This window comes from Pedobacter sp. CG_S7 (assembly GCF_040544395.1).
In the GTDB taxonomy this organism is placed as follows: domain Bacteria; phylum Bacteroidota; class Bacteroidia; order Sphingobacteriales; family Sphingobacteriaceae; genus Pedobacter.
Genome location: NZ_JBEONS010000003.1, coordinates 23,450 through 47,890 on the forward strand (window position 1 = coordinate 23,450; position 24,441 = coordinate 47,890).

The 24,441-nt window shown below is 38.8% G+C and carries 22 protein-coding genes; 20 read left to right on the top strand and 2 right to left on the bottom strand.

What is annotated here, in order from left to right:
* The first annotated feature begins 17 nt into the window (after window positions 1-17).
* From uvrB to AAKU52_RS03105, 15 genes are all read left to right on the top strand, one after another.
* Window positions 18-2,054: an excinuclease ABC subunit UvrB gene (uvrB, locus tag AAKU52_RS03035; RefSeq protein ID WP_354330092.1), complete on the top strand. Its 2,037-nt coding sequence runs from the start codon at window positions 18-20 to the stop codon at window positions 2,052-2,054.
* Between the two features lie 11 nt (window positions 2,055-2,065).
* The gene (locus tag AAKU52_RS03040; protein ID WP_354330094.1) at window positions 2,066-2,269 is read left to right on the top strand and encodes a YwbE family protein; all 204 of its coding nucleotides are present in this window, start codon (window positions 2,066-2,068) and stop codon (window positions 2,267-2,269) included.
* 79 nt (window positions 2,270-2,348) lie between these two features.
* Window positions 2,349-2,600 (top strand): DUF4834 domain-containing protein, encoded by a 252-nt coding sequence (locus tag AAKU52_RS03045; protein ID WP_354330097.1) that lies wholly within the window; start codon window positions 2,349-2,351, stop codon window positions 2,598-2,600.
* Between the two features lie 85 nt (window positions 2,601-2,685).
* On the top strand, window positions 2,686-5,169 hold the full coding sequence (locus AAKU52_RS03050) for a putative glycosyltransferase family protein (protein WP_354330099.1): 2,484 nt from the start codon (window positions 2,686-2,688) through the stop codon (window positions 5,167-5,169).
* A gap of 89 nt (window positions 5,170-5,258) precedes the next feature.
* Window positions 5,259-6,245 carry a glycosyltransferase family protein gene (locus AAKU52_RS03055; RefSeq protein WP_354330101.1) on the top strand — a complete coding sequence of 329 codons (987 nt, stop codon included), beginning with the start codon at window positions 5,259-5,261 and terminating at the stop codon, window positions 6,243-6,245.
* A gap of 102 nt (window positions 6,246-6,347) precedes the next feature.
* Window positions 6,348-7,259, top strand: coding sequence for a DUF6427 family protein (locus AAKU52_RS03060; protein ID WP_354330103.1), 912 nt, complete (start codon window positions 6,348-6,350; stop codon window positions 7,257-7,259).
* 92 nt (window positions 7,260-7,351) lie between these two features.
* Window positions 7,352-8,107, top strand: coding sequence for a type III pantothenate kinase (locus AAKU52_RS03065; protein ID WP_354330105.1), 756 nt, complete (start codon window positions 7,352-7,354; stop codon window positions 8,105-8,107).
* Window positions 8,091-9,419 (top strand): BamG family beta-barrel-assembly machinery protein, encoded by a 1,329-nt coding sequence (gene bamG, locus AAKU52_RS03070; RefSeq protein ID WP_354330106.1) that lies wholly within the window; start codon window positions 8,091-8,093, stop codon window positions 9,417-9,419. The genes AAKU52_RS03065 and bamG overlap by 17 nt, the downstream gene beginning before the upstream one ends.
* Complete coding sequence (locus tag AAKU52_RS03075; RefSeq protein WP_354330108.1) at window positions 9,420-9,995, top strand: LPS export ABC transporter periplasmic protein LptC; 576 nt, start codon at window positions 9,420-9,422, stop codon at window positions 9,993-9,995.
* Window positions 9,996-10,115: 120 nt separating this feature from the next.
* Window positions 10,116-12,212: a peptidylprolyl isomerase gene (locus AAKU52_RS03080; RefSeq protein ID WP_354330110.1), complete on the top strand. Its 2,097-nt coding sequence runs from the start codon at window positions 10,116-10,118 to the stop codon at window positions 12,210-12,212.
* Window positions 12,213-12,275: 63 nt separating this feature from the next.
* Window positions 12,276-12,791 (top strand): DUF2480 family protein, encoded by a 516-nt coding sequence (locus tag AAKU52_RS03085; protein WP_354330112.1) that lies wholly within the window; start codon window positions 12,276-12,278, stop codon window positions 12,789-12,791.
* 32 nt (window positions 12,792-12,823) lie between these two features.
* Window positions 12,824-13,603, top strand: coding sequence for a DUF3108 domain-containing protein (locus AAKU52_RS03090; protein WP_354330389.1), 780 nt, complete (start codon window positions 12,824-12,826; stop codon window positions 13,601-13,603).
* A 4-nt stretch (window positions 13,604-13,607) separates the two neighbouring features.
* Complete coding sequence (locus tag AAKU52_RS03095) at window positions 13,608-14,171, top strand: DUF3109 family protein (protein ID WP_354330114.1); 564 nt, start codon at window positions 13,608-13,610, stop codon at window positions 14,169-14,171.
* A gap of 58 nt (window positions 14,172-14,229) precedes the next feature.
* A complete protein-coding gene (rfbA, locus tag AAKU52_RS03100; RefSeq protein ID WP_354330116.1) occupies window positions 14,230-15,090 on the top strand; it encodes a glucose-1-phosphate thymidylyltransferase RfbA in 861 nt (286 codons plus the stop codon).
* Window positions 15,091-15,092: 2 nt separating this feature from the next.
* The gene (locus tag AAKU52_RS03105) at window positions 15,093-15,968 is read left to right on the top strand and encodes an ATP-grasp domain-containing protein (RefSeq protein ID WP_354330118.1); all 876 of its coding nucleotides are present in this window, start codon (window positions 15,093-15,095) and stop codon (window positions 15,966-15,968) included.
* A 73-nt stretch (window positions 15,969-16,041) separates the two neighbouring features.
* Here the strand turns inward: AAKU52_RS03105 and AAKU52_RS03110 are convergent, their stop codons facing one another.
* Window positions 16,042-18,405: a M1 family metallopeptidase gene (locus AAKU52_RS03110; RefSeq protein WP_354330120.1), complete on the bottom strand. Its 2,364-nt coding sequence runs from the start codon at window positions 18,403-18,405 to the stop codon at window positions 16,042-16,044.
* A gap of 106 nt (window positions 18,406-18,511) precedes the next feature.
* On the opposite strand from AAKU52_RS03110, the gene AAKU52_RS03115 reads away from it, so the two are divergent.
* Both AAKU52_RS03115 and AAKU52_RS03120 read left to right on the top strand, forming a co-directional pair.
* On the top strand, window positions 18,512-19,048 hold the full coding sequence (locus AAKU52_RS03115; protein ID WP_354330122.1) for a DUF6702 family protein: 537 nt from the start codon (window positions 18,512-18,514) through the stop codon (window positions 19,046-19,048).
* A 99-nt stretch (window positions 19,049-19,147) separates the two neighbouring features.
* On the top strand, window positions 19,148-20,386 hold the full coding sequence (locus AAKU52_RS03120; protein WP_354330124.1) for an anhydro-N-acetylmuramic acid kinase: 1,239 nt from the start codon (window positions 19,148-19,150) through the stop codon (window positions 20,384-20,386).
* Here AAKU52_RS03120 and AAKU52_RS03125 read toward each other — a convergent pair.
* The gene (locus AAKU52_RS03125) at window positions 20,383-22,158 is read right to left on the bottom strand and encodes an aminopeptidase P family N-terminal domain-containing protein (protein WP_354330127.1); all 1,776 of its coding nucleotides are present in this window, start codon (window positions 22,156-22,158) and stop codon (window positions 20,383-20,385) included. The two genes, AAKU52_RS03120 and AAKU52_RS03125, sit on opposite strands and share 4 nt — an antisense overlap.
* Before the next feature lie 207 nt (window positions 22,159-22,365).
* Here AAKU52_RS03125 and AAKU52_RS03130 point away from each other — a divergent pair, with 207 nt between their 5' ends.
* The 3 genes from AAKU52_RS03130 (at window position 22,366) to rfbD (ending at window position 24,400) form a co-directional block, all read left to right on the top strand.
* The gene (locus tag AAKU52_RS03130; protein ID WP_354330129.1) at window positions 22,366-22,770 is read left to right on the top strand and encodes a hypothetical protein; all 405 of its coding nucleotides are present in this window, start codon (window positions 22,366-22,368) and stop codon (window positions 22,768-22,770) included.
* Window positions 22,771-22,846: 76 nt separating this feature from the next.
* Window positions 22,847-23,542, top strand: coding sequence for a hypothetical protein (locus tag AAKU52_RS03135; RefSeq protein ID WP_354330131.1), 696 nt, complete (start codon window positions 22,847-22,849; stop codon window positions 23,540-23,542).
* The gene (gene rfbD, locus AAKU52_RS03140) at window positions 23,543-24,400 is read left to right on the top strand and encodes a dTDP-4-dehydrorhamnose reductase (RefSeq protein WP_354330133.1); all 858 of its coding nucleotides are present in this window, start codon (window positions 23,543-23,545) and stop codon (window positions 24,398-24,400) included.
* The last annotated feature ends 41 nt before the right edge of the window (window positions 24,401-24,441 follow it).

The window sequence follows — 24,441 nt, forward strand, 5'->3', positions numbered from 1 at the left end:
TATATCAAAAAATACGGATGAAATTTAAACTCGTCTCAGATTATAAGCCTACAGGCGATCAGCCAAATGCAATTAAGCAATTGGTGGAGGGTGTAAACAATCAGGAACATTATCAAACGCTGCTTGGTGTTACGGGCTCTGGAAAAACATTTACCATGGCTAATGTGATTGAACAAACACAGAAGCCTACCCTCATATTAAGTCATAATAAAACGCTGGCCGCACAGCTTTACGGAGAATTTAAGCAGTTCTTCCCAGAAAATGCTGTCAATTATTTCGTTTCTTATTACGACTATTACCAGCCCGAAGCTTACATGCCAAGCAGTAATACGTATATTGAGAAAGACTTAAGCATCAATGAAGAAATTGAAAAGTTGCGTTTACGTACAACCTCTGCTTTGATGTCAGGCCGCAGGGATGTAATCGTTGTTTCCTCCATTTCCTGTATTTATGGTATGGGAAATCCAGAAGATTTCTCCCGTTCGGTATTTCGTTTCGCTGTGGGAACCCGCATTTCCAGGAATACTTTTTTACTTAGCCTGGTTGAAATTCTTTATGCGCGGACAATCAATGATTTTAAAAGGGGAACTTTCCGTGTTAAAGGCGATACCGTGGATATTTTTCCTGCTTATTTGGATATTGCCTACCGGGTTTCTTTCTTTGGTGATGATATAGAAGAACTGAGTGTCATTGATCCGGTGACAGGCAAAACATTGGAGAAATTGGAAGATATGGCCATTTATCCGGCTAATTTATTTGTGACACCAAAAGATAGGTTTACTTCTTCGATTTGGGGGATTCAGGAAGAATTGGAACTCCGCAAAAATCAATTGCTGGGCGACAATCATTCGCTTGAAGCCAAAAGATTGGAAGAAAGGGTAAGTTTTGATATCGAGATGATGAAGGAACTGGGTTATTGTTCTGGCATTGAGAACTACTCCCGGTTTTTCGATGGGCGTTCCCCAGGAATGCGCCCCTTCTGTTTACTTGATTATTTCCCTGAAGATTATTTGATGGTGATTGACGAAAGTCATGTTACCGTACCACAAATCAGAGCAATGTATGGCGGTGACCGATCCCGTAAAATGTCGCTTGTTGAATATGGTTTTCGTTTACCTTCGGCACTGGATAACAGGCCCTTGAACTTTCAGGAATTTGAAAGCCTGGCACCGCAAACTGTTTATGTAAGTGCTACTCCCGCAGATTATGAGTTAGCTAAGTCTGAAGGAGTGTATGTAGAGCAGGTAATTCGCCCTACTGGTTTACTAGATCCTGTGATTGAAGTTAAACCCGCAATAAACCAAGTGGATGATTTGTTGGATGAGATTGATAAAACCGTTAAAATGGGCGACAGGATTCTGGTAACTACTTTAACGAAACGGATGGCAGAAGAGTTGACTAAATACATGGACCGGCTGAATATAAAATGCCGCTACATTCACTCTGAAGTAAAAACGCTGGACCGGGTAGAGATTTTAAGGGATTTACGCCTGGGCGTGTTTGATGTATTGATAGGAATTAACTTGTTAAGGGAAGGGTTGGACTTACCGGAAGTTTCTTTGGTGGCTATTCTTGATGCTGATAAAGAAGGGTTTTTGAGATCAGAAAGGGCATTGATCCAGACCATTGGTCGTGCAGCGCGAAACGACAGGGGTCGTGTGATCATGTATGCTGACCGGATAACGGACTCGATGGCAAAAACCATAGACGAAACTAACCGTCGTAGGGATAGGCAAATGGCCTATAACCTGGAACATGGCATTACGCCAAAAACCGTTGGCAAAAGCAGGGAAGCAATTATGGAGCAAAGTTCTATGCTTGATTTCTCTGAAAACGCGACCAAAGCAAAGCCTTATTTGGAAGTCGATGCGGTAAGTTTAGCTGCGGATCCAATTGTACAGTACATGACCAAAGTAGAAATGCAAAAATCTATTGACAAGACCAGAAAAGATATGGCAAAAGCAGCTAAAGACATGGATTTTTTAATGGCCGCAAGGTTAAGGGATGAAATGTTTGCCATGGAAAAGGTTTTTGAAGAACGATTTAATAAATAATAAACAATTTAATGGACGGAAAGAATAGAAAAGACATTTACCCTGGTTTAGAGGTAGATATCATATTGAAAAAAGACCAGAGAAGTGGCACTGTAACTAGAGGTATTGTCGCAAATTTGTTAACCTCATCAACTTTTCACTCTCGCGGCATAAAAGTAAGGTTAGAAGATGGCCAGGTAGGCCGGGTTACAGCTATCGTTGAAGAGGATTTGTAACCAAAATGCAATAATATATTTGAATTTGTAATAATTAAAGACGGTTTCCGTCATATTTGTAAAACATTAAGATTAAGATATGGGTTTATTGAAATTTCTTATGATCACCATCTTTGTGCTTTGGTTGATCAGAATTATATTGAAGTTGGTGTTTCCAATGATATTGAGAAATATTTTCGGGAAAATGCAACAGCAAGCCAATAATGGTGGGGCTGCCCCACAGCCAAAGAAACCGGAGGGGTCGATTTCTATCGATTATATGCCGCCACAACAGAAACCAGGAAATGCAGATAAACTCGGTGATTTCGTGGATTATGAGGAGTTGAAATAATATTAAAATTTAATTTCTTAGTTAATCTGCGCTTATTTCTTTCCTTTTTATATTTTTGGGCTTAGTTTTAAATAAATAGCCCTTAATGAATACTTGGTTAAAAACAAATGGCATACACTTAGCCATCATCGGATTCTTTGTAATTATCTGTTTTGCTTACTTCAGCCCTGTTATGCAAGGCAAAGGGCCGGCACAAAGTGATGTATTGCAGGCAAAAGCCATGCAAAAAGAAATTATGGACTTTAAGGCCAAAGATGGTAAAGGACCACTTTGGACCAACCAGATGTTTGGCGGCATGCCTGCTTACCAAATTTGGGTGCAATATCCAATGAATGGGGCTACTCATGTGATCTCCTTTATCAAAACAGTTTTGCCAGACCCTGTTGATGTGGTCTTGTTGTATTTGATTGGTGCCTACCTGCTTTTTTGCGTTTTAAAAGTAAACCCTTTTCTTGCTGCAGTAGGAGCCATTGCCTTTGCTTTTACCTCTTATAATTTCATTATTATTGCCGCAGGGCATAGCAATAAGGCTATGGCCATTGCTTTCTTTGCGCCTATTTTAGCTTCGGTTATCTTGGCGCTCCGGGGTAAATATTTGCTTGGAGCAAGTTTATTCGCGTTGTTTTTAGCTTTAGAGATTCGTTCCAATCATATACAGATGACTTATTATCTGTTTATCGCCTTATTTATTTATGTTGCGGTGGAGGCTTATGATGCCTTCAAAGAGAAACGCTTTTCTGCTTATGGCAGGGCACTTTCTTTCCTCGGTATTGGTGCTATGCTGGCATTGATGGTCAACACAAGTACACTATGGACCACTTACGAATATGGACTGGAATCAAACCGTGGCAAATCTAACCTCACAACAGACAAAGCAGAAGAGAACTCTGGCTTATCTAAAGAATATGCTTATGGCTGGAGCCAGGGTGTGGGCGAAAGTTTCACCTTCCTCATTCCTAATTTATATGGTGGTGCCAGTGGTATTGATGCGCTAACTAAGCCTGAAAGCCATGTATATAAAGCTTTATCGGCGCTCACTGGTGGCGATCCAACTCAAGCTATTCAACAATTGGGCGGACAAATTGGTCTACAGCAATATTGGGGCGGAAAACCTTTTACTTCTGGTCCTTATTATTTTGGTGCCATTATCTGTTTCCTGTTTGTTTTTGGTTTAATGATTGTTCGCAGTCGCATTAAATGGTGGATACAGGGCACAACAATACTCTTTATGTTGTTGTCTTTCGGAAGTAACTTCCCATTAGTATCTGATATTTTCTTTGATTATCTGCCATTATATAATAAATTCAGAGCTGTGGAGTCCATCCTTGCCGTAGTAGGTTTAATGGTTCCTTTGTTGGCCATCTTGGCTGTAAAAGAAGCTGCTGAAGGAACTTATGGTCAGCAAGTGCTGGTTAAAAAACTAACCATCTCTGCAGGAATCACTGGTGGCTTCTGCTTATTGGTAGCGATTATGCCAACGGTCTTCTTCAGTTTTACAGGAGCTAATCATGGACTAATGGTAGATGCGCTGGCGCAAATGTTGCAAAACAACAGAGGTGAAGCAATGAAGATTGCCAATGCACTTGTTTCAGATCGTGCAGATCTTGCCCGTGCAGATGCATTAAGGTCTTTGATTTTCATAGCTGTAGGTTTTGCCTTGATTTGGGCTTACCTAACTAAAAAAATGAACTTGCAATTGGCTGTAGTTTTACTTGGCTTAGCTGTCATGATTGACATGTGGCAAGTAGATCGCCGCTATTTAAATAACAATAACTTCGCAAACAAAGCAGATTTAAACAATCATTTCCAGCCTCGCGATGTAGATACTTTTATTTTAGCAGATAAAGATCCTAATTTCAGGGTTCTTGACCTCACAATTAATACTTTCCAGGATGCCAGTGCTTCGCAGTTCCATAAAACAATAGGTGGTTACCATGCCGCGAAATTAAAGCGCTACCAGGAATTGATTGACAACCAGCTTACTAAAAGCATCAACCAGGATGTTTTGGATATGCTGAACACAAAATACATCATTACACAAGATCAGCAAAATGGATCTTATAAAATGCAAAGAAATTCTACGGCTGCAGGAAATGCGTGGTTTGTACAAAGCGTAAAATTTGCTAAAGATGCGGACGAAGAAATGAAGGCTATCAGTAGTTTCGATCCAAAAAAGGAAGCCATTATTGATGAACGCTACAAGTCTTTGTTGGACACTAAAAAAATCACTTCCGGAGGTCCTACAGCGACAATTAAATTGGAAAGCTATCACCCTGATCATTTAGTTTATTCCTACAGCACACCAAGTGATGTGATTGCGGTATTCTCTGAGGTTTATTATGATAAAGGTTGGAACATGTACGTTGATAAAGTAAAGAAGTCATATTTTAGGGCAGATTATGTTTTACGTGCTGCACAATTGGAAGCAGGTAACCATACCGTTGAATTTAAATTTGAACCTCAATCATACTATACCGGAGAGAAGGTCTCTTTGGCAGGATCCATTTTGTTAGTGGCTGCATTGGGTTTTGCTTTTTACCGTGACCGGAAAAAGAAGAAAGCTGCTTAATGCGGTATTTACCGTTTTCCTGAATTTATTACAGGATCTGCATCCCGGGATTTTTCCCGGGGTGACGGTTGTAACGATTAAGAATTAAAATGAAGATATTATATGCTATTCAAGGTACCGGCAATGGCCATATCAGTCGTGCCAGGGAAATTGTTCCTTTACTTCAGCAATATGGTGAGGTAGATATTCTGATTAGCGGCACACAATCTGACGTAAAACTCCTGCAACCGTTAAAATACCAATTTCATGGGTTTAGTTTTATCTTTGGAAAAAAAGGGGGGGTGCATCATTGGGAAACCTTTAAAACCATGAACCTGCCGCGTTTTATTAAAGATATGAACCAGGTTCCGTTGAAAGACTATAACCTCATCATAAATGATTTCGAACCTGTTACAGCCTGGGCTTGTAAATTGCAAGGTTTAGAAAGTGTAGGTTTGAGTCACCAGGCAGCTTTTCAATCACAGAAAGTACCCAAGCCCAGAAGCATAGATTGGGCACAGTTGGTTATGAAATATTATGCCCCTGCAACGAATTATGTAGGTTTTCATTTTCAAAAATATGATGAATTTATATATACTCCGGTTATACGTTCTGAAATAAGACGTTTAATAATAAGCAACCTCGGTCATTATACCGTGTACCTTCCGTCGGTAGACGATAAATTAATGGTACCCCTGTTGCAACAAATGCCCGAAGTGCAGTGGCATGTGTTTTCAAAGCATACCTGTATAAAATATACGGCCAAAAATGTTCAGGTTTCCCCGGTTCATAATGAGGAGTTCAACGCAAGCCTGGCCAGCTGCGAGGGTTTATTTACCGGAGGTGGATTTGAAGGCCCGGCAGAGGCACTTTTTCTGGGGAAAAAGCTACTTGTTATGCCGATGCGCTTCCAGTATGAGCAACAATGTAATGCTTATGCATTGAAACAGATGGGATTTCCAGTTATTTGGGGGAGCAATAAAAATTGGTTGCCCCATTTAAAAGAATGGATCAGCATTCCTCAGGAGCATAATTTTGTATTCCCAGATGAAACTGCTGCGGTCATTGCGAATGTAGTGAATACATTTGCCAGATAATTTTCTTTACTTTGAATCTCGTAAACCATCATGATTAATCAGTTCAGAAGCCTCAATCCCATCAACTTACTTTTTTTATTTGCATATACTTTTTTTATGCGGATGGCGATTTTTGTTGACCTTCCTCCGGTTTTGAATTTTGAGTTTTTGGAGCCTTATGCTAATTTTTTCCTTCATATTCCTATAGACGACAATTCCTTCAGCCCTTCGGCTAATATTTTTATGGCTAGTATTCTGGTATATATACAGGCCATCATATTTAACCGGGTCATCAATAACCATGGTTTGTTAAGTAAGCCCGGTTACCTGCCAGCGCTGTTATTTATCACTGGAACAAGCTTGTTTATGCCTTTTCTTATTTTAAGTCCCCCTTTAATCTGTAATTTCCTGATCATCTGGATTATGGATAAGTTTTTAAAGATTGGCAAGGCACCCAATGCTATTATGCTGATGTTTGATATTGGGGTTATCATTGCCTTGGGTACATTAATTTACTTCCCTTTTATGATGATGCTGTTAATGATTTGGTTAAGTCTTTTATTGTACCGTTCTTTTAATTGGCGCGAATGGTTATCTGGCTTGATTGGATTTGGGATGGTTTTTTTCTTTGTCGCAGTATTTTATTACTGGCAAGACGAGATTGGCATGTTTTACAGAATATGGTTGCCATTAACCAATAAATTCCCATCGGTGTTCACCATTAATTACAACGATTACCTGGTATTGGTGCCTGTTTTAGTGATGATGGTTTTAGCGATGATACAATTGAGGGAAAACTTTTTCCACAGTTTTATCAGCACCAGAAAAGCCTTTCAAATGCTGTTTTTTATGTTCCTGGTGGCCGTAGCCAGTTGTTATACGAAGCCAGATTTCAGGCTATATCACTTTTTATTATGTGTCCCACCTGGCTCAGTACTGTTGGCTTATTATTTTTCAAATGCCACAAAGCGTTGGTTTTATGAAAGTTTATTCCTGGTTTTAGTATTCACTATACAATACTTTTTATTCGTTTAACTTTTTTTAACAAATTGATCCCTTGAAACATGCCAGATATTAATAGCTTTGTGCCATGAAGTTTGTACATGACCTTCAAGGTGGATTAGTCAATGCATAGCCTTGTTATTGATATTGGCAATACGAACAGTAAAATAGCTGTTTTTAAATCAAGGACATTGGTTCATTTTGAATCGCAAGCAGAACTTGATTCCCGCAGGATAGCGGAGTTACTGGAAAAGTTTGAGGTGAAAAGCGCTACAGTATCCAGCGTAGACAAGGCACATGAGGAGGTTATAGCGCTTCTAAAAGCGCGTACCCAATATATAGAATTTTCTACCCGCATCAATCCGGGGATAAAAAACAACTATAAAACGCTTTCTACTTTAGGGCTTGACAGGTGGGCGAAGGTTATCGCTGCACAAAGGTTTTACCCCGGAGAGGATGTATTTATGATTGATGCAGGTACATGCATCACTTATGACCTGCTAAACAATCAGGCTGAATATTTTGGTGGAAGCATTAGTCTGGGCATTAAGATGAGGTTTCAGGCCTTACATCATTTCACTGGTAAATTGCCACTTGTGGAATGGGAAAATGAAGAAACTACGATTCCCGATGGGACCGATACAAATAAAGCTATCCAAAACGGCGTATTGCAAGGGGTAGTAAATGAATTGGCCGGTTTTATAACCAGCCAATTGAATAAAAACAATAAAGTTAAAGTGCTGATCACCGGTGGCGATGCACCCTTTTTTAAGAATCAATTAAAAGGATGTAACTTTGCCAGCCAGGTTATCTACGAACCTTACTTAGTATTAAAAGGATTAAATGAAGTCATTGCATTTGAATATGTACAAAAAAATTAGTTATATCGCCACCATTATGGTAGTGCTTACCGGCATCACTGTAAAGGCGCAGGTTACCACACAATCACCTTATTCGAAGTTTGGTGTTGGAAATGTTAAAGGATTCGTATTGCCACAATTTAAGGCAATGGGAGGAATTTCAACTGGTGTATATAAGCCCAACGGCTACAGCAATGTAAATATGCAAAACCCGGCGTCCTATCCCGGCATCAACTTAACTACTATTGATATCGGCGTTTCTGGAGGCTTCACCACATTGAAAAGCGGCACAACCTCAGAGAAAAGTTTCAACTCTACGCTTAGTCACATGGTTATTGGCGTTCCGGTCACCAACCGTTCTGCTTTAAGTTTCGGGGTTTTACCCTATACTGAGCTCGGTTACCAGTTTGTAAATAAAGTAACTTTAAGCAGTGGGCCTAATTCTGCAAGTCAGGATGCCAATTACATCTATAGTGGTGAAGGTGGTTTGAATAAAGCTTATTTGGGCTATGGTTACCGTTTTGGCAAGAATTTAAAAATAGGGGCCAATGCAGAATACGTTTTCGGAAACCTGATCAATTCTCGTTCAACAGAACTTATTGTTCCAGATACTTTGAGCAGCAATAATACGATCAACTCCCGTATGCAAACAAAAAATAGTGTTGGTGGTTTTAACTTATCTTACGGTATACAGTATGATATCCCATTAAACAGTAAAACTTCAATTATTCTAGGTTATTCAGGTGCATCTGCTTCTTCAGTAAGTTCAACAAGGTCTTCTGTTGTAACCCAATATACCAGAAATTCAGTTGGAGAAGAAAATGCAGCATTAGATACCCTGATGAATATTGATGGAGTAGAATCAAACCTTAAATTGCCATTGGTACATAACTTTGGTTTTAGCATTCAAAAAGAGAACAAGTGGTTAATTGGTGCAGATTACCGTACGGGTAAATGGTCTGAAACGAGTATTGGTGCACAAAACCTGGGTTTACAAGATACTTACGGCTATTCGGTAGGTGCACAAATTACGCCAGACATCAATTCTATTGGCAGCTACTTTAAAAGAGTCGATTACCGTATTGGTTATAATTTTGACAAGACCTATGTTCAGGTTAACAACCAGGATGTGAAACAAATGGCTTTAACTTTTGGTTTTGGATTACCTTTGGCACGTGCCATGAGTGGACTTTCTTTTTATAAATTAAATTTTACTACAGAAATTGGTAGAAGGGGAAATATAAATAACGGACTTGTTCAAGAAAATTTCATCAATTTCCATTTAGGCTTTACGCTTAATGATAAGTGGTTCCGGAAGTTCAAATTTGATTAAATGAATCGCCGGGGTATACTTTTTGGTATTCTAATACTTGGCTTTACACAGGTCTTTTTTAGTTCCTGCAATGACGATGATTTGAAAAAAGCTGGCGCAATTTCAGCCAGTAAGATTACTTTTACCAGAGATCGTTCGCTCGGTGTAGAAGTTATCTACAGCGACTCTGCCAAAGTGAAAGCAAAAGGCTATGCGCCGATACTGGATAAAATGAGCCCAAAAGATGGCAATGTGTATCAGGAAATGCCCAAAGGGGTTAATGTTGACTTTTATGGCGACTTGCAAGTAAAAACCGGAAGTATTTCTTCTGATTATGCGATCATGAAGGACACCGAGCAAATGACTATTTTCAGAAAAAACGTGGTAGTGGTAACTGAAAGCATGACTTTTACGACTGAAGAACTTACTTGGGATCAAAAGAAGAAAATGTTTTTTTCACCAAAGGGAATTGTTAAAAGGCCTGATGGTTCTTTTGTAGATGCTGTGAACTTTTCTGCACCACAGGATTTCAGTACAACAACATTTGAACAAGGGTTTGCAGAAACCTATATTAAAGGTGATTTAAGCGAACAATAGGTAAATTCTTATCGACTTATATCGTTAATTTATAAATACTTATTCAAAAGGCTTTTTAAATTTTCTTTTTTTCGCAAAAGTTGTATCTTGCGCCTCTTAAAAAAATATAAAATAATTATTATGGGTTTAATGACATTTTTGCGTAATCGTGCTGGCTTTATACTTATAGGCGCCATCGGTTTTGCAATTGTTGCATTTTTGTTGGGCGACGCAATTAACGTAGGTAAGCCTTTTTGGGCTGAATCTGAAAAAGTAGTTGGATCTGTTGATGGTGAAAAGATTGACATCGACGACTTCGGAAAAAAAGTAGAACAGAGCGAAGCGCAAATGAAGCAGCAATACGGCGGAAGTTCAAATCCTCAGATGCAGGCAATGGCTGTAGAAAATGTTTGGAATGGTGAAGTAGCTGCAATTCTTTTAAAAAAAGAATATAACCGTTTAGGTTTAACTGTTTCAGGTGATGAGTTGTTTGACCTTTTACAAGGTAAAAAACCTAGTCCACTAATTGTTCAATACTTTGGTAACCCACAGACAGGTCAGGTTGATCGTGCTGCTGTTATCAGTAGCTTAAAACAACAAAGTAAAAACCCTGAGCTTAAAGCACAATGGGATTTATTACAAGTAGAAATTGAAAAGCAAGCGCTACAAGAGAAATACGGTAACATGATCAAAAATTCAGTTTACGTAACTTCTTTAGAAGCTAATGATGAATATATCAATAGAAATAAGCTGGCAAACTTCAGTTATGTAAACTTAGATTATGCTTCTATTGCTGATGCTACTTTGAAATTGTCTGACTCAGATTATTCAGATTATTATAACGAAAACAAAAAACGTTTCGACAATCCGGCTGAAACCAGAACTTTTGAATACGTTTCCTTCTCTATTAATCCAACAAAAGAAGATACTGCAGCAATAAAAGCACAAATCAATAAACTGGCAACTGATTTCAGGACTGCAAAAAACGATTCCTTGTTTTCTGCAATTAATTCTGATGTTAAAGTACCATATACTTATATGACAAGGGGTAAACTGGATCCATCGGTTGATTCGGCAGTATTCAATTTGCCTGTAGGAAGTTTCTACGGACCAATATTGACTGGCAATTCTTATAAACTAATTAAAGTAGTAGATACACGTTTTTCACCTGATTCTGTAAAGGCAAGTCACATTTTAATTGATGCAGCCAAAGTTGGTGGTGTTGATAAAGCGATGAAGATGGCTGATTCACTTAAAACACTGGTTCAGGGAGGCGCAAGTTTTGCAACTTTAGCTGCTAAGTACAGTGTGGACGGATCAAAAGATAAAGGGGGCGATTTAGGCACTTTTAGCCGCGGACAAATGGTTGCTGAGTTTGAGAACGCTGCATTTAATGGTGCGCCTGGAGATCTTAAAGTTGTAAAGTCTCAGTTTGGTGTGCATTTGATAAAAATTGAGAAACAGATGGGTTCTTCAAAAGTGGCTAAACTGGCTTATATTGAGAAAAACCTTACGCCAAGTGGTAGAACAAGAGATGCTGCTTATAAAAAAGCAACCAGTTTCTTAAATGAATTAAAAGGGGATAACTTTAATACTTTAGCACAGAAAAATGGTTATACTGTTGCTATTGCAGATAAAATTTCAGCAAGTCAGGGATATGCCCCAGGATTAGATAATCCACGTCCTTTGATTAAAGATGCTTTTGGAGCTGAAAAAGGAGCTATACTTGAACAAGTTTATACAATGGAAAATTCTTTTGTTGTTGCGCGTTTAACAAGCATCAGTCCAAAGGGCCTATTGCCATTAGCATCCGTTAAGAAAGAAATTGAGCCATTGGTTCGCAAGGCGGTGAAAGCAAAAATGCTGACCGAGAAAATGAACAGCGCATTAAATGGCGCATCAACGATAGCTCAGGTAGCACAGAAAGCAGGGAAACCAGTTGTAGCTGCTGAAAATATCGTTTTTGCTAATCCAATACTTGCCGGTGTAGGTCAAGAAAATAAGCTGATTGGTTCTGTATTCGGATCTGCTCCAGGTAAAATTTCTAAAGCAATAGCTGGTGAGCAGGGTGTCTATGCCTTTAGCATTAAAGGATTCAGCAACCCAACTGCTTTAGCCAATACCTTTAAGCAAAAAGAAACCATGTTAATGGCTGTGTCTCAGCGTTCTTTAGGAGCAGCATTCCAGGCATTAATGGATAAAAGCAAGATAAAAGACAATAGGGTGAAATTCTATTAATCTTATTTTACGTAATTTTGCAACCGGAAGTAACATTGCTTCCGGTTTTTTTATTTTATAGCAATGGATATTCAGGAAAATTTTGTAAATAAAGTAGCCGCTAGTGGCTTGGTTACGTTAAACCTTGAGGATTACTATTCAACAGGGGAACGTGTGGTTTATGATATCAAAGAAAATCTTTTTCATGGTTTGATGTTACGGGAGAAAGATTTTCGGGAATTCATCAAAACCCATGACTGGTCACATTATCAGGATAAAAATGTAGCCATCATTTGCTCTGCAGATGCTATTGTGCCTACCTGGGCCTATATGTTATTGTCGAACAGGTTGATGCCTTTCGCTAATGAAATCGTTTACGGCAATCTGGACATATTAGAAGCTGTATTGTTTACTAAAGCGCTAGCTAAAATTGACATTGCTGGTTTTGCAAATGAAAGAGTGGTTATTAAAGGTTGCGGTGAAATCGCGGTACCTATTTCTGCTTATGTGGAGCTCACCAACTTATTAACCCCTGTCGTAAAAAGCATCATGTATGGAGAGCCTTGTTCTACTGTTCCTGTCTTTAAGCGTAAAGATTGATAACTTTGGAAAGCTTTTTGCAATACTCCATGATGAGATTTACCTTTTTATTTGCTGTATTCCCCATTTTATTTGGATTTAGCGCTTCCGCTCAGGAGTTACCCTTAAAGAAAGAACCTGTTTTTCAGGCGGGAGAGGTTCTTGAATATAAACTAAAGTATGGCTTTATTACTGCCGCAGAAGCAACCATTAAAGTGCTGAATACCGATTTGAAGTTTGACGGTAATTCAACCTACAAACTTAGCGTTGATGCCCATACGTCTGGAACATTTGATGTTTTTTATAAAATCAGGGATCGTTACGATTCTTATATTGATAAAGATACGCTAACGCCATATTTTTACCAGGAGAACGTGAGGGAAGGTGGCTATAGAAGAGAAGATAAGGCGAGATTTACACAAAGTATTCGTAAAATTGTGTCTAACCGCGGTACTTTCACCGGCCCAACACATCAAACTTTTGATTTGGTATCGGCCTATTATTTTGCGAGGAGCTTAGACATTTCAAAAATGAAATTAGGTGATGAGTTTGCCCTGAATTATTTTTTAGGTGATGAAATCAGCCAGCTTAAAATAGCCTATATGGGCAAGGAAGTAATCAATACCAAGCTAGGCAATATCAGGTGTTTGAAATTCAGCCCCTCTATACAGCCAGGGCGAATCTTTAGGAAGGACAGCAGACTTTACCTTTGGATAACCGATGATGGCAACAGAGTGCCTGTAAAGGCGCAGGTTGAAATACTTGTTGGTGCAGTAACCATGGAAATCAAATCAGCCAGTGGATTGAAATATCCTTTGGCTAAAATAAAATAATAAAATGATAGAAATTCAAAACACACTTGTACATGAAGATTTGATCCGCGAGAACTTTGTGTGTAATTTAAGTAAATGTAAAGGGATTTGTTGTGTAGAAGGAGATTCTGGTGCCCCTTTAGAAAATGCAGAAAAGGCCATATTGGAAGAGATTTATCCAAAAATTAGGCACATGCTGGCACCCAAAGGCATTGCAGCCATTGAAGAATACGGTACTTCGGTACTGGATGCTGATGGCGATCTAACTACCCCTTGTGTGGACGGGAATAAAGAATGTGCTTATGTGACTTTTGAAAACGGCATTACTAAATGTGCGATTGAAAAAGCTCATGAACAAGGGATTATAGATTGGCAAAAACCTCTTTCCTGTCATTTATACCCTATAAGAATTACCCAATATCCGGAATTTGATGTGTTGAATTACGACCGATGGAGCATCTGCAGTGATGCATGTACCTTTGGCCGTGAGTTAAAAGTTCCGGTATACTTGTTTTTGAAAGAACCACTGATCAGAAAGTATGGCGCAGAATGGTATAAAGAGCTCGAAGAAAGTGTTGCCGTAATGTAATTTTGGAATACCCACTCATCAACTTTAACAACTAAATTAATAATAAAACTCTTATAATTTGAAAGGAATAATTTTAGCAGGCGGAAGTGGCACTAGGTTGCACCCTTTAACGCTAGTGATGAGTAAGCAAATGATGCCGGTTTATGATAAGCCGATGATTTATTACCCTTTGTCGACATTGATGCTTGCCGGTATCAATGAAATCCTGATCATTTCTACACCACATGACCTTCCTAATTTTGAGAAGTTGTTAGGCGATGGCAGTAGCCTGGGCTGTAAGTTCAGTTACGCGGTACAAGAAGTACCAAATGGTTTGGCGCAGGCATTTGTAATTGGTGAAGATTTTATTGGTAAGGATAAAGTAGCCTTGGTATTAGGCGATAACATCTTTTACGGTGATGGTATGTCCAGATTGCTGCAGAGCAGTTCAGATCCTGAAGGTGGTGTTGTATTTGCCTACCAGGTTGCCGATCCAGAGCGTTATGGTGTAGTAGAATTTGATAAAGATAACCAGGCGATCTCCATAGAAGAGAAGCCAGAAAATCCTAAATCAGATTATGCAGTACCAGGACTTTATTTCTACGATAACAGTGTGGTAGAGATCGCCAAAAATATTAAACCTTCTCCTCGTGGCGAGTTTGAGATTACGGATGTAAACAAAGTTTATCTGGAACAGGGCAAACTTAAAGTAGGCGTGTTGAGCAGGGGAACAGCCTGGTTAGATACCGGAACTTTTTCTTCCTTAATGCAGGCTGGTCAATTTGTGGAAGTTATTGAAGAACGCCAGGGATTGAAGATTGGCTGCATAGAAGAAGTGGCTTACCGAATGGGCTTTATTGATAAAGAGCAGTTGAGAAAAATAGCAACACCACTAGTAAAGAGTGGCTATGGTGCCTATTTATTGAAAATGATCAAATAAATATGACTATAGCTTACGTAACCTATCAAGATAAAGGCGCTTATACTTCCACAACTGTAGAAGAGGAAGATGAACAGCTTTTAACTTTTCTTAAATTAAAAGGGCTAGTTATAGAAACTGTGATTTGGAACGACCCGCAGGTAGAATGGGAAAATTATGATCTTGCCATTTTAAAGTCGCCATGGGATTATTTTGATTTTATTGACGATTTCTACAATTGGTTAGAGATGTTAAAAGCTAATAAGATCAGACTTTTAAACCCTGTCGACATTGTGAAGTGGAATGCCGATAAACATTATTTACAGGACATCCAATCAGCAGGGTTAAAAGTAACGGAAAGTGTTTTCATCACTAAAGATCAAAAGATTGATTTAAATGATTATTTTGAGGATTTCAAGGCTGACAAGTTCATTATTAAACCTTGTGTAAGTGGTGGTTCAAAAAACACCTTTAAGGTTACAAAAGCAAATGTAGCAGAATTAAACCTTAAAATAGTTTCCTTGCTTGCTCAGGAAGATTTTATAGTACAGCCCTTCCTCGCTGAGATTGAAAGAGATGGCGAATGGTCGTTCTTGTTTTTTAATGGAAAGTTTAGCCATGCCCTGTTAAAGAAACCTAAAACAGGTGATTTTAGAGTACAGCATTCCTTCGGGGGTACCATTCATTCGCAAGTGCCGCCCAATAATTTACTGGAAAGCACACAGCAATATGTTGATCTTTTTGCTAAAGATTGTTTATATGCCCGCGTTGATGGTGCGGTGATTAATAATAAATTTGTGTTGATGGAGTTAGAATTGATAGAACCATTCTTGTTCCTGAATATCGAAGCAAATAGTTACCATAATTATCACCAGGCTTTGCTGGAGTTGGTTAAATAATTGGAAGAGGTGCTGATTTCTTCAGCACCTCTTTTTTTGTTTAGGTTTTCGGCATTTATTCCTGGTTGAAGTATTATTTCTTTACTGCTTGCATTGGGTTCATTCCAACCGATTGGCCTCTTACGGCGCCACCAGCTTTTTGTTTAAACAACTGGAACTTGCTTGGCTCCACATTTCCACCCCAGGTGTTATTACTTTCATCAATATCGGCAGTTTCACGCATGGGATCTAACTTAATTGATTTTACCTCCTGATCTTCCACATACATTTTAGAGGCGTTTTTTTCATCCAACCTCCAGATTTGTGCTGGAATACGGTCAACCTTTTTCGATCCATCGGCATAAGTGAATTCCACAATAACGGGCATAATTAAGCCACCTTTATTGCTGAAAGAAAGCTCGTAAAAATGTTTATTGGCATACTTTGCTTTGTCTGCAGCATTGAGGCTTTCTACATTAAGCTTCACTTCTTGTTTGCGGGCAGTGGTATCCACTTTTTCTTGTCCACGAGCATATTTCCAATAGAAATCCCTAGTTTTAGGATCTTTATCAGTGAAGAAGGTAATGTTTTTATCTTCTTTATTTCTAATTTTAGATATATCTTCAAAGGTGTTCAGCAGCGGTTTATCGATTTTCACCATGCTATTTTTCACCGCTGGAAGTTTGGCATTTAAATCTGCTTTAACATATTTAACAGCATCTAGAGAAATATCGCAGGCATCAGTACTGTAAAACCACCCCCTCCAGAACCAATCTAAATCTTCACCACTGGCATCTTCCATCGTTCTGAAGAAATCAGCGGGCGTAGGATGTTTAAAAGCCCATCTTCTCGCATATTCTTTAAAAGCATAGTCAAACAACTCGCGGCCCATAATGGTTTCCCTTAAAATATTTAAGGCTGTGGCAGGTTTAGAATAAGCATTCGGACCGAAGCGAACGATGTTTTCAGAGTTCGTCATCACAGGCTCCAACTGGTCTTTCGGCAATTTCATGTAATCTATGATGGTATAAGCAGGACCTTTCTTGACTGGGAATTTATTGTCCCATAATTCCTCTGTCAGGTATTCCAGGAAAGAGTTCAATCCTTCATCCATCCAGGTCCACTGGCGTTCGTCACTATTTACAATCATAGGGAAGAAATTATGCCCCACTTCATGAATGATGACACCGATCATGCCATTTTTAGTCGATTCGCTATAAGTACCATCCTTTTCTGTACGGCCAAAGTTAAAGCAGATCATTGGATACTCCATGCCATTGGCAGCCTCAATACTTTGAGCTACCGGGTAGGTATAAGGAATAGTGAAATCTGAGTAAGTTTTAATGGTATGTGCAATTGCTTTTGTAGAGAACGGGCGATATAAACCATAGGCTTCTTTACCATAGAAACTCATGCACATCACAGATTTACCTTCAATAGGCTGTGCCATGGCATCCCAAATAAACTTTCTTGAAGAAGTCCATGCAAAATCCCTAACATTATTTGCTTGAAAGATCCAGGTTTTAGTAGCTGTACTTTTCAAGGTTTCTGCTTTTTTAGCTTCTTCCAGGGTAACAATTTCTATAGGTTCGGTAGCAGTTTTAGATTTATTATATCTTGACAATTGAACTGGAGTAAGCACTTTTTCATAGTTCATACATTCACCAGTTGAACCCACCAGGTGATCAGCAGGAACGGTCATTTGAACTTTAAAGTTTCCGAAAGTAAGGGCAAATTCTCCACGACCCGTAAATTGGTGGTTCTGCCAACCCTGGAAATCACTGTATACACACAAGCGGGGGTACCATTGCGCCATGGTAAAAAGATGGTTGCCATCTTCGGGGAAGAACTCATAACCACCGCGACCACCAATGCTCATCCTGTCGGCAATTTTATAATTCCAGTTTACTTTGAAAACGAAAGTCTGTCCTGATTTCAATGCTGTAGGAATTTCAACACGCATCATGGTTTTATTTATGGTATATTTCAATGGTTTTCCTTGGGCATCTGTCAACTTAGTGATTTTAATCCCCATGCCATTATCGGCCGCACTTTCCTGCGCGTTGTCCACCATTGCCGTTGTTGCCATTTCGGGCATCTTCGTACTATTCTGGTAATTGGCATTATTTATATTGCTGTGTTGATTTTCATCAAGCTGCAACCAGAGGTAGGTTAGCACATCGGGTGAATTGTTAACATAAGTTACCGTTTCAGCACCTGTCAGCAACTGGTTTTTTTCGTCCAGCGTACATTGGATATCATAGTCAGCCCTTTGCTGCCAATACTTCGCTCCCGGGGCACCGCTTGCTGTTCTTTGTTCATTGGGGGTGGTGAGGATAGTCCCAAGTTGCTCAAATTTATTACCGTGGTTACTTTCCGGGTTATTTCTGATGTTTTGCGCCTGTGAAATTCCAATGGAAGAACCAAGAAAGACTAAAAAAGTAAAGATTTTCTTCATTAATAGCTTATTATAGTATTTAGATTTAATTTGCGAATCGTTTTAAGGAGATAAGCAATTATAAATTTAAGGCGTTTTTTTTATAAACTGAAATAAGATTGAATCTATGACGCTAATAATAAGCCAATCGCTGTTAATTTGTTACGTATTGCTGGGCTTTACGTCTTTTCCTAAAGCAAAGAACCCGGTAGCAACAGGCCGACATCCTTTACACTTGAGTAGCATGGAACTCAATTATACCACTAAAGGCGAAACGATAGAAATCAGTTGTCGTTTATTTACTGATGATTTAGAGAATGCTTTGAGCAAACAATTCAAAGTCCCTACTGACCTTTCTGCCCCTTCAAAACACAAGGAAATGGATGCACTGTTAAGGAAATACATCGCCCTGCATGTTCAATTAAAGGGTAACGGAAAAGCTTTAGGTTTAAATTATATCGGTTTTGAAAAAGAGAGGGAGGCAATTATAGTTTATATTGAATCTGTACCAGTTAAAGCATTAAAAAAGTTAGCCATTAACAACAGCCTGATGTATGATTTATTTGACGATCAAACTAATATCATGCACATGCATTATAATGGAGAGCGTAAAAGCACTAAACTGGATTACCCGAACAGTAATACAGTACTTTTGGATTTGTAACTTATGGCCTTAAATAATTTAATTTCTGTATTTTTAGGTAAAAATTTAGAGTGATGTATAGGAAAGTAGTAATGCCAGATAAAAATAGCCAATAGAAATATGAACCACCACCTTAAAAAACTTTACGAACTTTCCACATCCCGAAGCCGGGTTATTATAGGCTTAATGTCTGGCACATCGTTAGATGGATTGGATATAGCCCTTTGCCGTTTTCATGGTTCAGGTATGGACACTAAAACTGAATTACTGAACTTTAAAACGGTTCCTTATGAAGCGGATTTTAAGGAAGAGCTGAAATCGATTTCTTTTAAAGAGCAGGTTGATTTACAGAAAGTCACCTTGTTGAATGCATATATTGGTACTTATCATGGAGATTTGATTTTACAATGTCTCAAAGAATGGGGTTACCCAAGCAACGAAGTAGATTTAATTGCCAGTCACGGCCAAACGATATTTCACGCACCTATTTCTAAACACCATTTAAGTGGTTGGCCAAATGCGACTTTACAAATTGGCGATGGCGATCATTTGGCGGTTAAAACAGGTGTAATTACGGTAAGCGATTTTCGGCAAAAGCATGTTGCTGCAGGGGGAGAAGGAGCACCATTGGCAGTATATGGCGATTATTTGATTTTTTCCAGTCCCAAGGAGAACCGCATTTTATTGAATATAGGCGGAATTGCCAACTTCACTTACCTGCCATCAGGCAGAAAACCAGGCTTGGTATTCTCTACCGATGTGGGGCCGGGGAATACGCTGATGGATCAGTTTGTACAAATGAATTACCCAGGTATGCAATACGATGAAAATGCAGCCTTAGCTACAGCAGGGGAGGTAAATGAAGCGCTGTTGGCCGCTTTGTTGAAAGAACCTTTCTTTAGCTTACCCTTTCCTAAGACCACCGGACCTGAGTTGTTTAATTTAAATTATTTGATCAAAGCCTTAATTGCTAGCGGGCACCAGGTTAATCCTGAAAAAGATGCCGTGCAAGTTCTTACCAATGAGGATATTCTTTCGACGCTTTGCGAGTTTACGGCTATAGGAATTACCGAAGCGATAGAGCGATCTATAAGTGCGCTTAAAAACCAAAGTTCTGCAAACTTTGAGATTTATTTAAGCGGAGGAGGGATGCATAACCCTTTGCTGGTTCAGAAGATAAGCGAAAAACTAAAAAAGACCTTAAAAGACACAAAAGAACTGGAAGTAGATCCTGATGCTAAAGAAGCGGTGTTGTTTGCCTTGCTGGCGAATGAATGTATAACAGGAGGGCGGCTTGATTTCGGAAGCCGCCCTGGTCTGCCATCTGTATTAATGGGTAAAATAAGTCTACCGACTTAAATTGCCTGGGTTTCTTTTTTCAGCCAGTTGTTTTCTTCTGTTGTTAAAAAGGGGCTTAATTTCTCGAAAACCATTGCATTATAATCATTTAACCATTGGATTTGGCTTTGCTCTAAAAGGGTTTTCTTAACGATCCTAGTGTTGATTGCAGCTAGCGTTAAAGCCTCAAAAGCATAGAATTCACCAAATTCGGTAGTGGTATTGGAAACGGTATTTACTAAATTCTCAATTCTAATCCCATGTTTTCCGGGGCGATAAATGCCTGGCTCAATAGAGGTAATCATTCCTAATTCAATAGCAACAGGGTTATTAGTGGGGTTAAATACTTGCGGGCCTTCATGCACATTTAGGAAATAGCCAACGCCATGTCCGGTTCCATGACCATAATTTATACCCTGTTCCCAGATTGGTTTCCTGGTGATAGCATCAATTTGATAACCACAAGTTCCTTTTGGGAAGCGTAATTTAGAACCATCAATCATGCCTTTCAACACTAAAGTATAGTCCATGCACTCCTCTTCGGTATTCGTTCCTAAAGAAATGGTGCGGGTAATATCGGTGGTTCCATAAAAATACTGACCTCCGGAATCTACCAGGAATAAACTCTCCGGTTGAAGTTCCGAATCACTTTCAGTAGAAGCAGAATAATGAGGCAGGGCACCATGCGCTTTATAAGCACTTATAGTAGTGAAACTATCGCCCACAAAACCATTTTGTTCCGCTCTGTAGCTACGCAATTTTGCAGCAGCAGAAAGTTCGGTAATTTTAATTTTACCAATGTTTTCTGAAATCCATTTAAAGAAACGGGTAAGCGCAACACCGTCTTTTACCATTGCAGTCCTGGTATTTGCCAGTTCTGTTTCATTTTTAACTGCTTTTAAAACTGTAGAAGGATTGGTTTCTTTAATCACCTTTACAGTCGCTGGCAAAACCTTCAGGTAAGCGTAGCAGTTACGTTTAGGATCAATAAGAATCGAACTGTTTTCAGGAAGATGAGCTAAAGCGTTTTCAATAGCTTCATAAGGAAAAACTTCCACCCCGTTTTTCAACAAAGTTTCTTTTTCTGCTTCCGTTAGTTTATTCGGGTTGATAAATAACTTTGCATAATCCTGGTTAATTAAGGCAAAACTTAAAACGACCGGATTATAGTTCACATCTTTTCCTCTGATGTTAAATAACCAGGCCATGTCATCCAGGGAAGAAACCAAATGAAAATCTGCCTGGTATTTGGTTAAGGCTGCTCTAATTTCTTTTAATTTGGAGCTTACTGATTGACCTATATGTTGTTCTTCAATTAAAAAAGCGGCATCTGTAGGTAAGGGCGGTCTGTCTTGCCAAATTGGGTTTAAATAATCTTTATGTGTTAATGAAATTCCTTTGTCAGAAAGAGTCTGTGTTAAAAGATCACCCGATAAGATAGAGAGTAGCTTCTCGTCAGTGGCCACAACCGATCCATGAGGTAAAGTTTCTCCAAGCCATTGGATGTATTCGGGCATGTGCTGCACTTTTAATTTCACTAATTCGAAACCACTACCATCCAATTGTTCGGCTGCCTGTTCAAAATACCTGGAATCAGTCCATAAGCCGGCGAAATCTTGAGTGATAACCAAAGTTCCTGCAGAACCACGAAATCCAGAAGTAAAAGGGATACAGTTATAATGTTTCGGCAGGTATTCACTCATGTGCGGATCAGCAGAAGGGATGAGGTAAGCCTGCACGTTATCAGCATGCATTTGTTTGCGAATAGCGGTTAGTTTTTCTTTATATGTCATTTTATGAAAGTTGAAAGATGTCTAAACAAAGCTACGGAAATTTATAAAGATGGAGTCTAAGGCTTATAACGATGCGAAATAAACGTGTATTAACGTCTTTTTTAGCTAAAAACGCCTTATACGCCTATTCCGTAAACAATATTATTTTTTTCTAATACTTTTAATAAAAGTGAGGTCAGCCATTGCTTTAAAGCCTCATTGCTAGAAATGGAAAAGAAAATAAAGGATGCCCTGAATGTGTTTTCAACACTGCTGAATCAAATTGAAAATAATGTTGGTCAAATTAAGGATCCATTATGTCAAATCAATTGTGCCCAGCGCAGGGTTATTAATTTAATTAATGACATGTATTTTGAGGAACCTGCATTGTTAAACCAAGAATTTGGAGTCTTAATCACTAGTTCCATCTGTGATCTGTGGACCGAATGTTATCTTCTTCTAGATGAATGCGGTGCTGAACAACCAGAAGGCCGGGATTGTGAAGGATACCTAACAGAACCATTAAATGTTTACCTGCTTTATTTTGTTCACGAAAAATTATTTCAAATTATGGATTATATTGAGGAGATGAAAGAAACGGAAATCCCGGTTTGGTATAGTCTTTGCGATTAGCGGTAAAAAATAAATACTAGAAGTAAGTGTATTTTATTGAATACTTTTGTTGCAAAATTGACATTATAAAATTTATATGAGAAAACTGCTCCTTGCATTCACCTTTTCTTTGCTTTCTACCTGTGCATTTTCCCAAATGAATGGTGATTTTAATTATAGTATTGGTGTTAGAGGCTATAATTACATGCAAATGCCCAAGATTCTGAACCAGACCAATAGTGATAAATACATCACTACTTACTTTAACAGTTACCTGGTCAAATTTAATGACAATCAGTTTAGTTACCGGCTTAACGGAAGTTATGTTAAAAAGAACCTGAGCTTTGCCAATAACTGCGAAAATTGTGAACTGGTGGATGGTGTTATGAAAGACTTTTCATTTAAGGTTGGTTTCGAGAAAAACTTTAATTATGCAGTGATCCAACCTTATTTTGCCTTTGATCTGGGCTATAGGACAAATAAGTTTGAAGGCATCTCTACAAACATCAATGCACAACGCATAATAATGGATATGCCACAGTCACAGAATTCAATTATTGCCACCAAAGAAGGCTTTACCATATCGCCCGTATTTGGGGTCAAATTCAATCCCGTTAAACAAATCTCTGTTTTCGCAGAAAGCAATCTGGAGTTCTTTTATTCTTATGAACGCCAGGAAAATGTTTCTCAGGATGTATCCAATACCAGAACACTGAGTAAATTTCATAAAACCGAATATTTAATTAACCCGGTTTCCATAGGTATTCAGGTTCACTTTGGCAATAAAAACTAAATGAAAAGAAATATCATTATTACAGGAGGCCATGGCCAGCTTGGGCAGTGCCTTCAGGAAATTACCGGCAGTACAGAACAGCCATATCAGTATGTGTTTTTATCCTCAGCCGACCTTGATCTTTCTGCACCGGATCAGATGCAAAGCTTGTTTGAAAAATATCAACCTGCATTTTGTGTCAATTGTGCGGCTTATACCGCTGTAGACCAGGCTGAAGAAGATGAAGGCCAGGCCTTCGAAATTAATGAACATGCCGTTGAAAGGCTGGCAAAAACCTGTACTGCTTACCAGACCACGCTGATCCATATTTCTACAGATTTTGTATTTGATGGCGCTTCAGGAATTCCGCTAACAGAAAACAGCATCACAAATCCCATCAATGTTTATGGCTTATCCAAACTAAAGGGAGAGCAGGCTATTCCAAGAGTGCTGGATCAATATTATATTCTCCGCACCAGCTGGCTGTATTCAGAAAAAGCAAATAATTTTTGTAAAACCATGTTGAAGCTCGCACAAATTAAGGATCATTTACAGGTTATTTCTGATCAGGTTGGTACCCCAACCTATGCTATGGATCTGGCACAAACCATTACTTTAATAATCAATTCTAATCAAAATGCTTATGGCATTTATCATTACAGTAATGAAGGTGTAGCTTCCTGGTATGATTTTGCAAAAGCTATTTTTGAATTTGCAGAAATTGACATTGAGGTGCTCCCGGTAAATTCCAATGCGTTTGTTACCAAAGCAAGGCGACCACATTATTCAGTTCTAGATAAATCTAAAATAAAAAACACATTTAATATTAGCATTCCATATTGGAAGGAGAGTTTAAACCGGTGCATCAATAGGATGTAAGTTGAATTCTATATATTTGCCCAATTAATCAATTAATACTT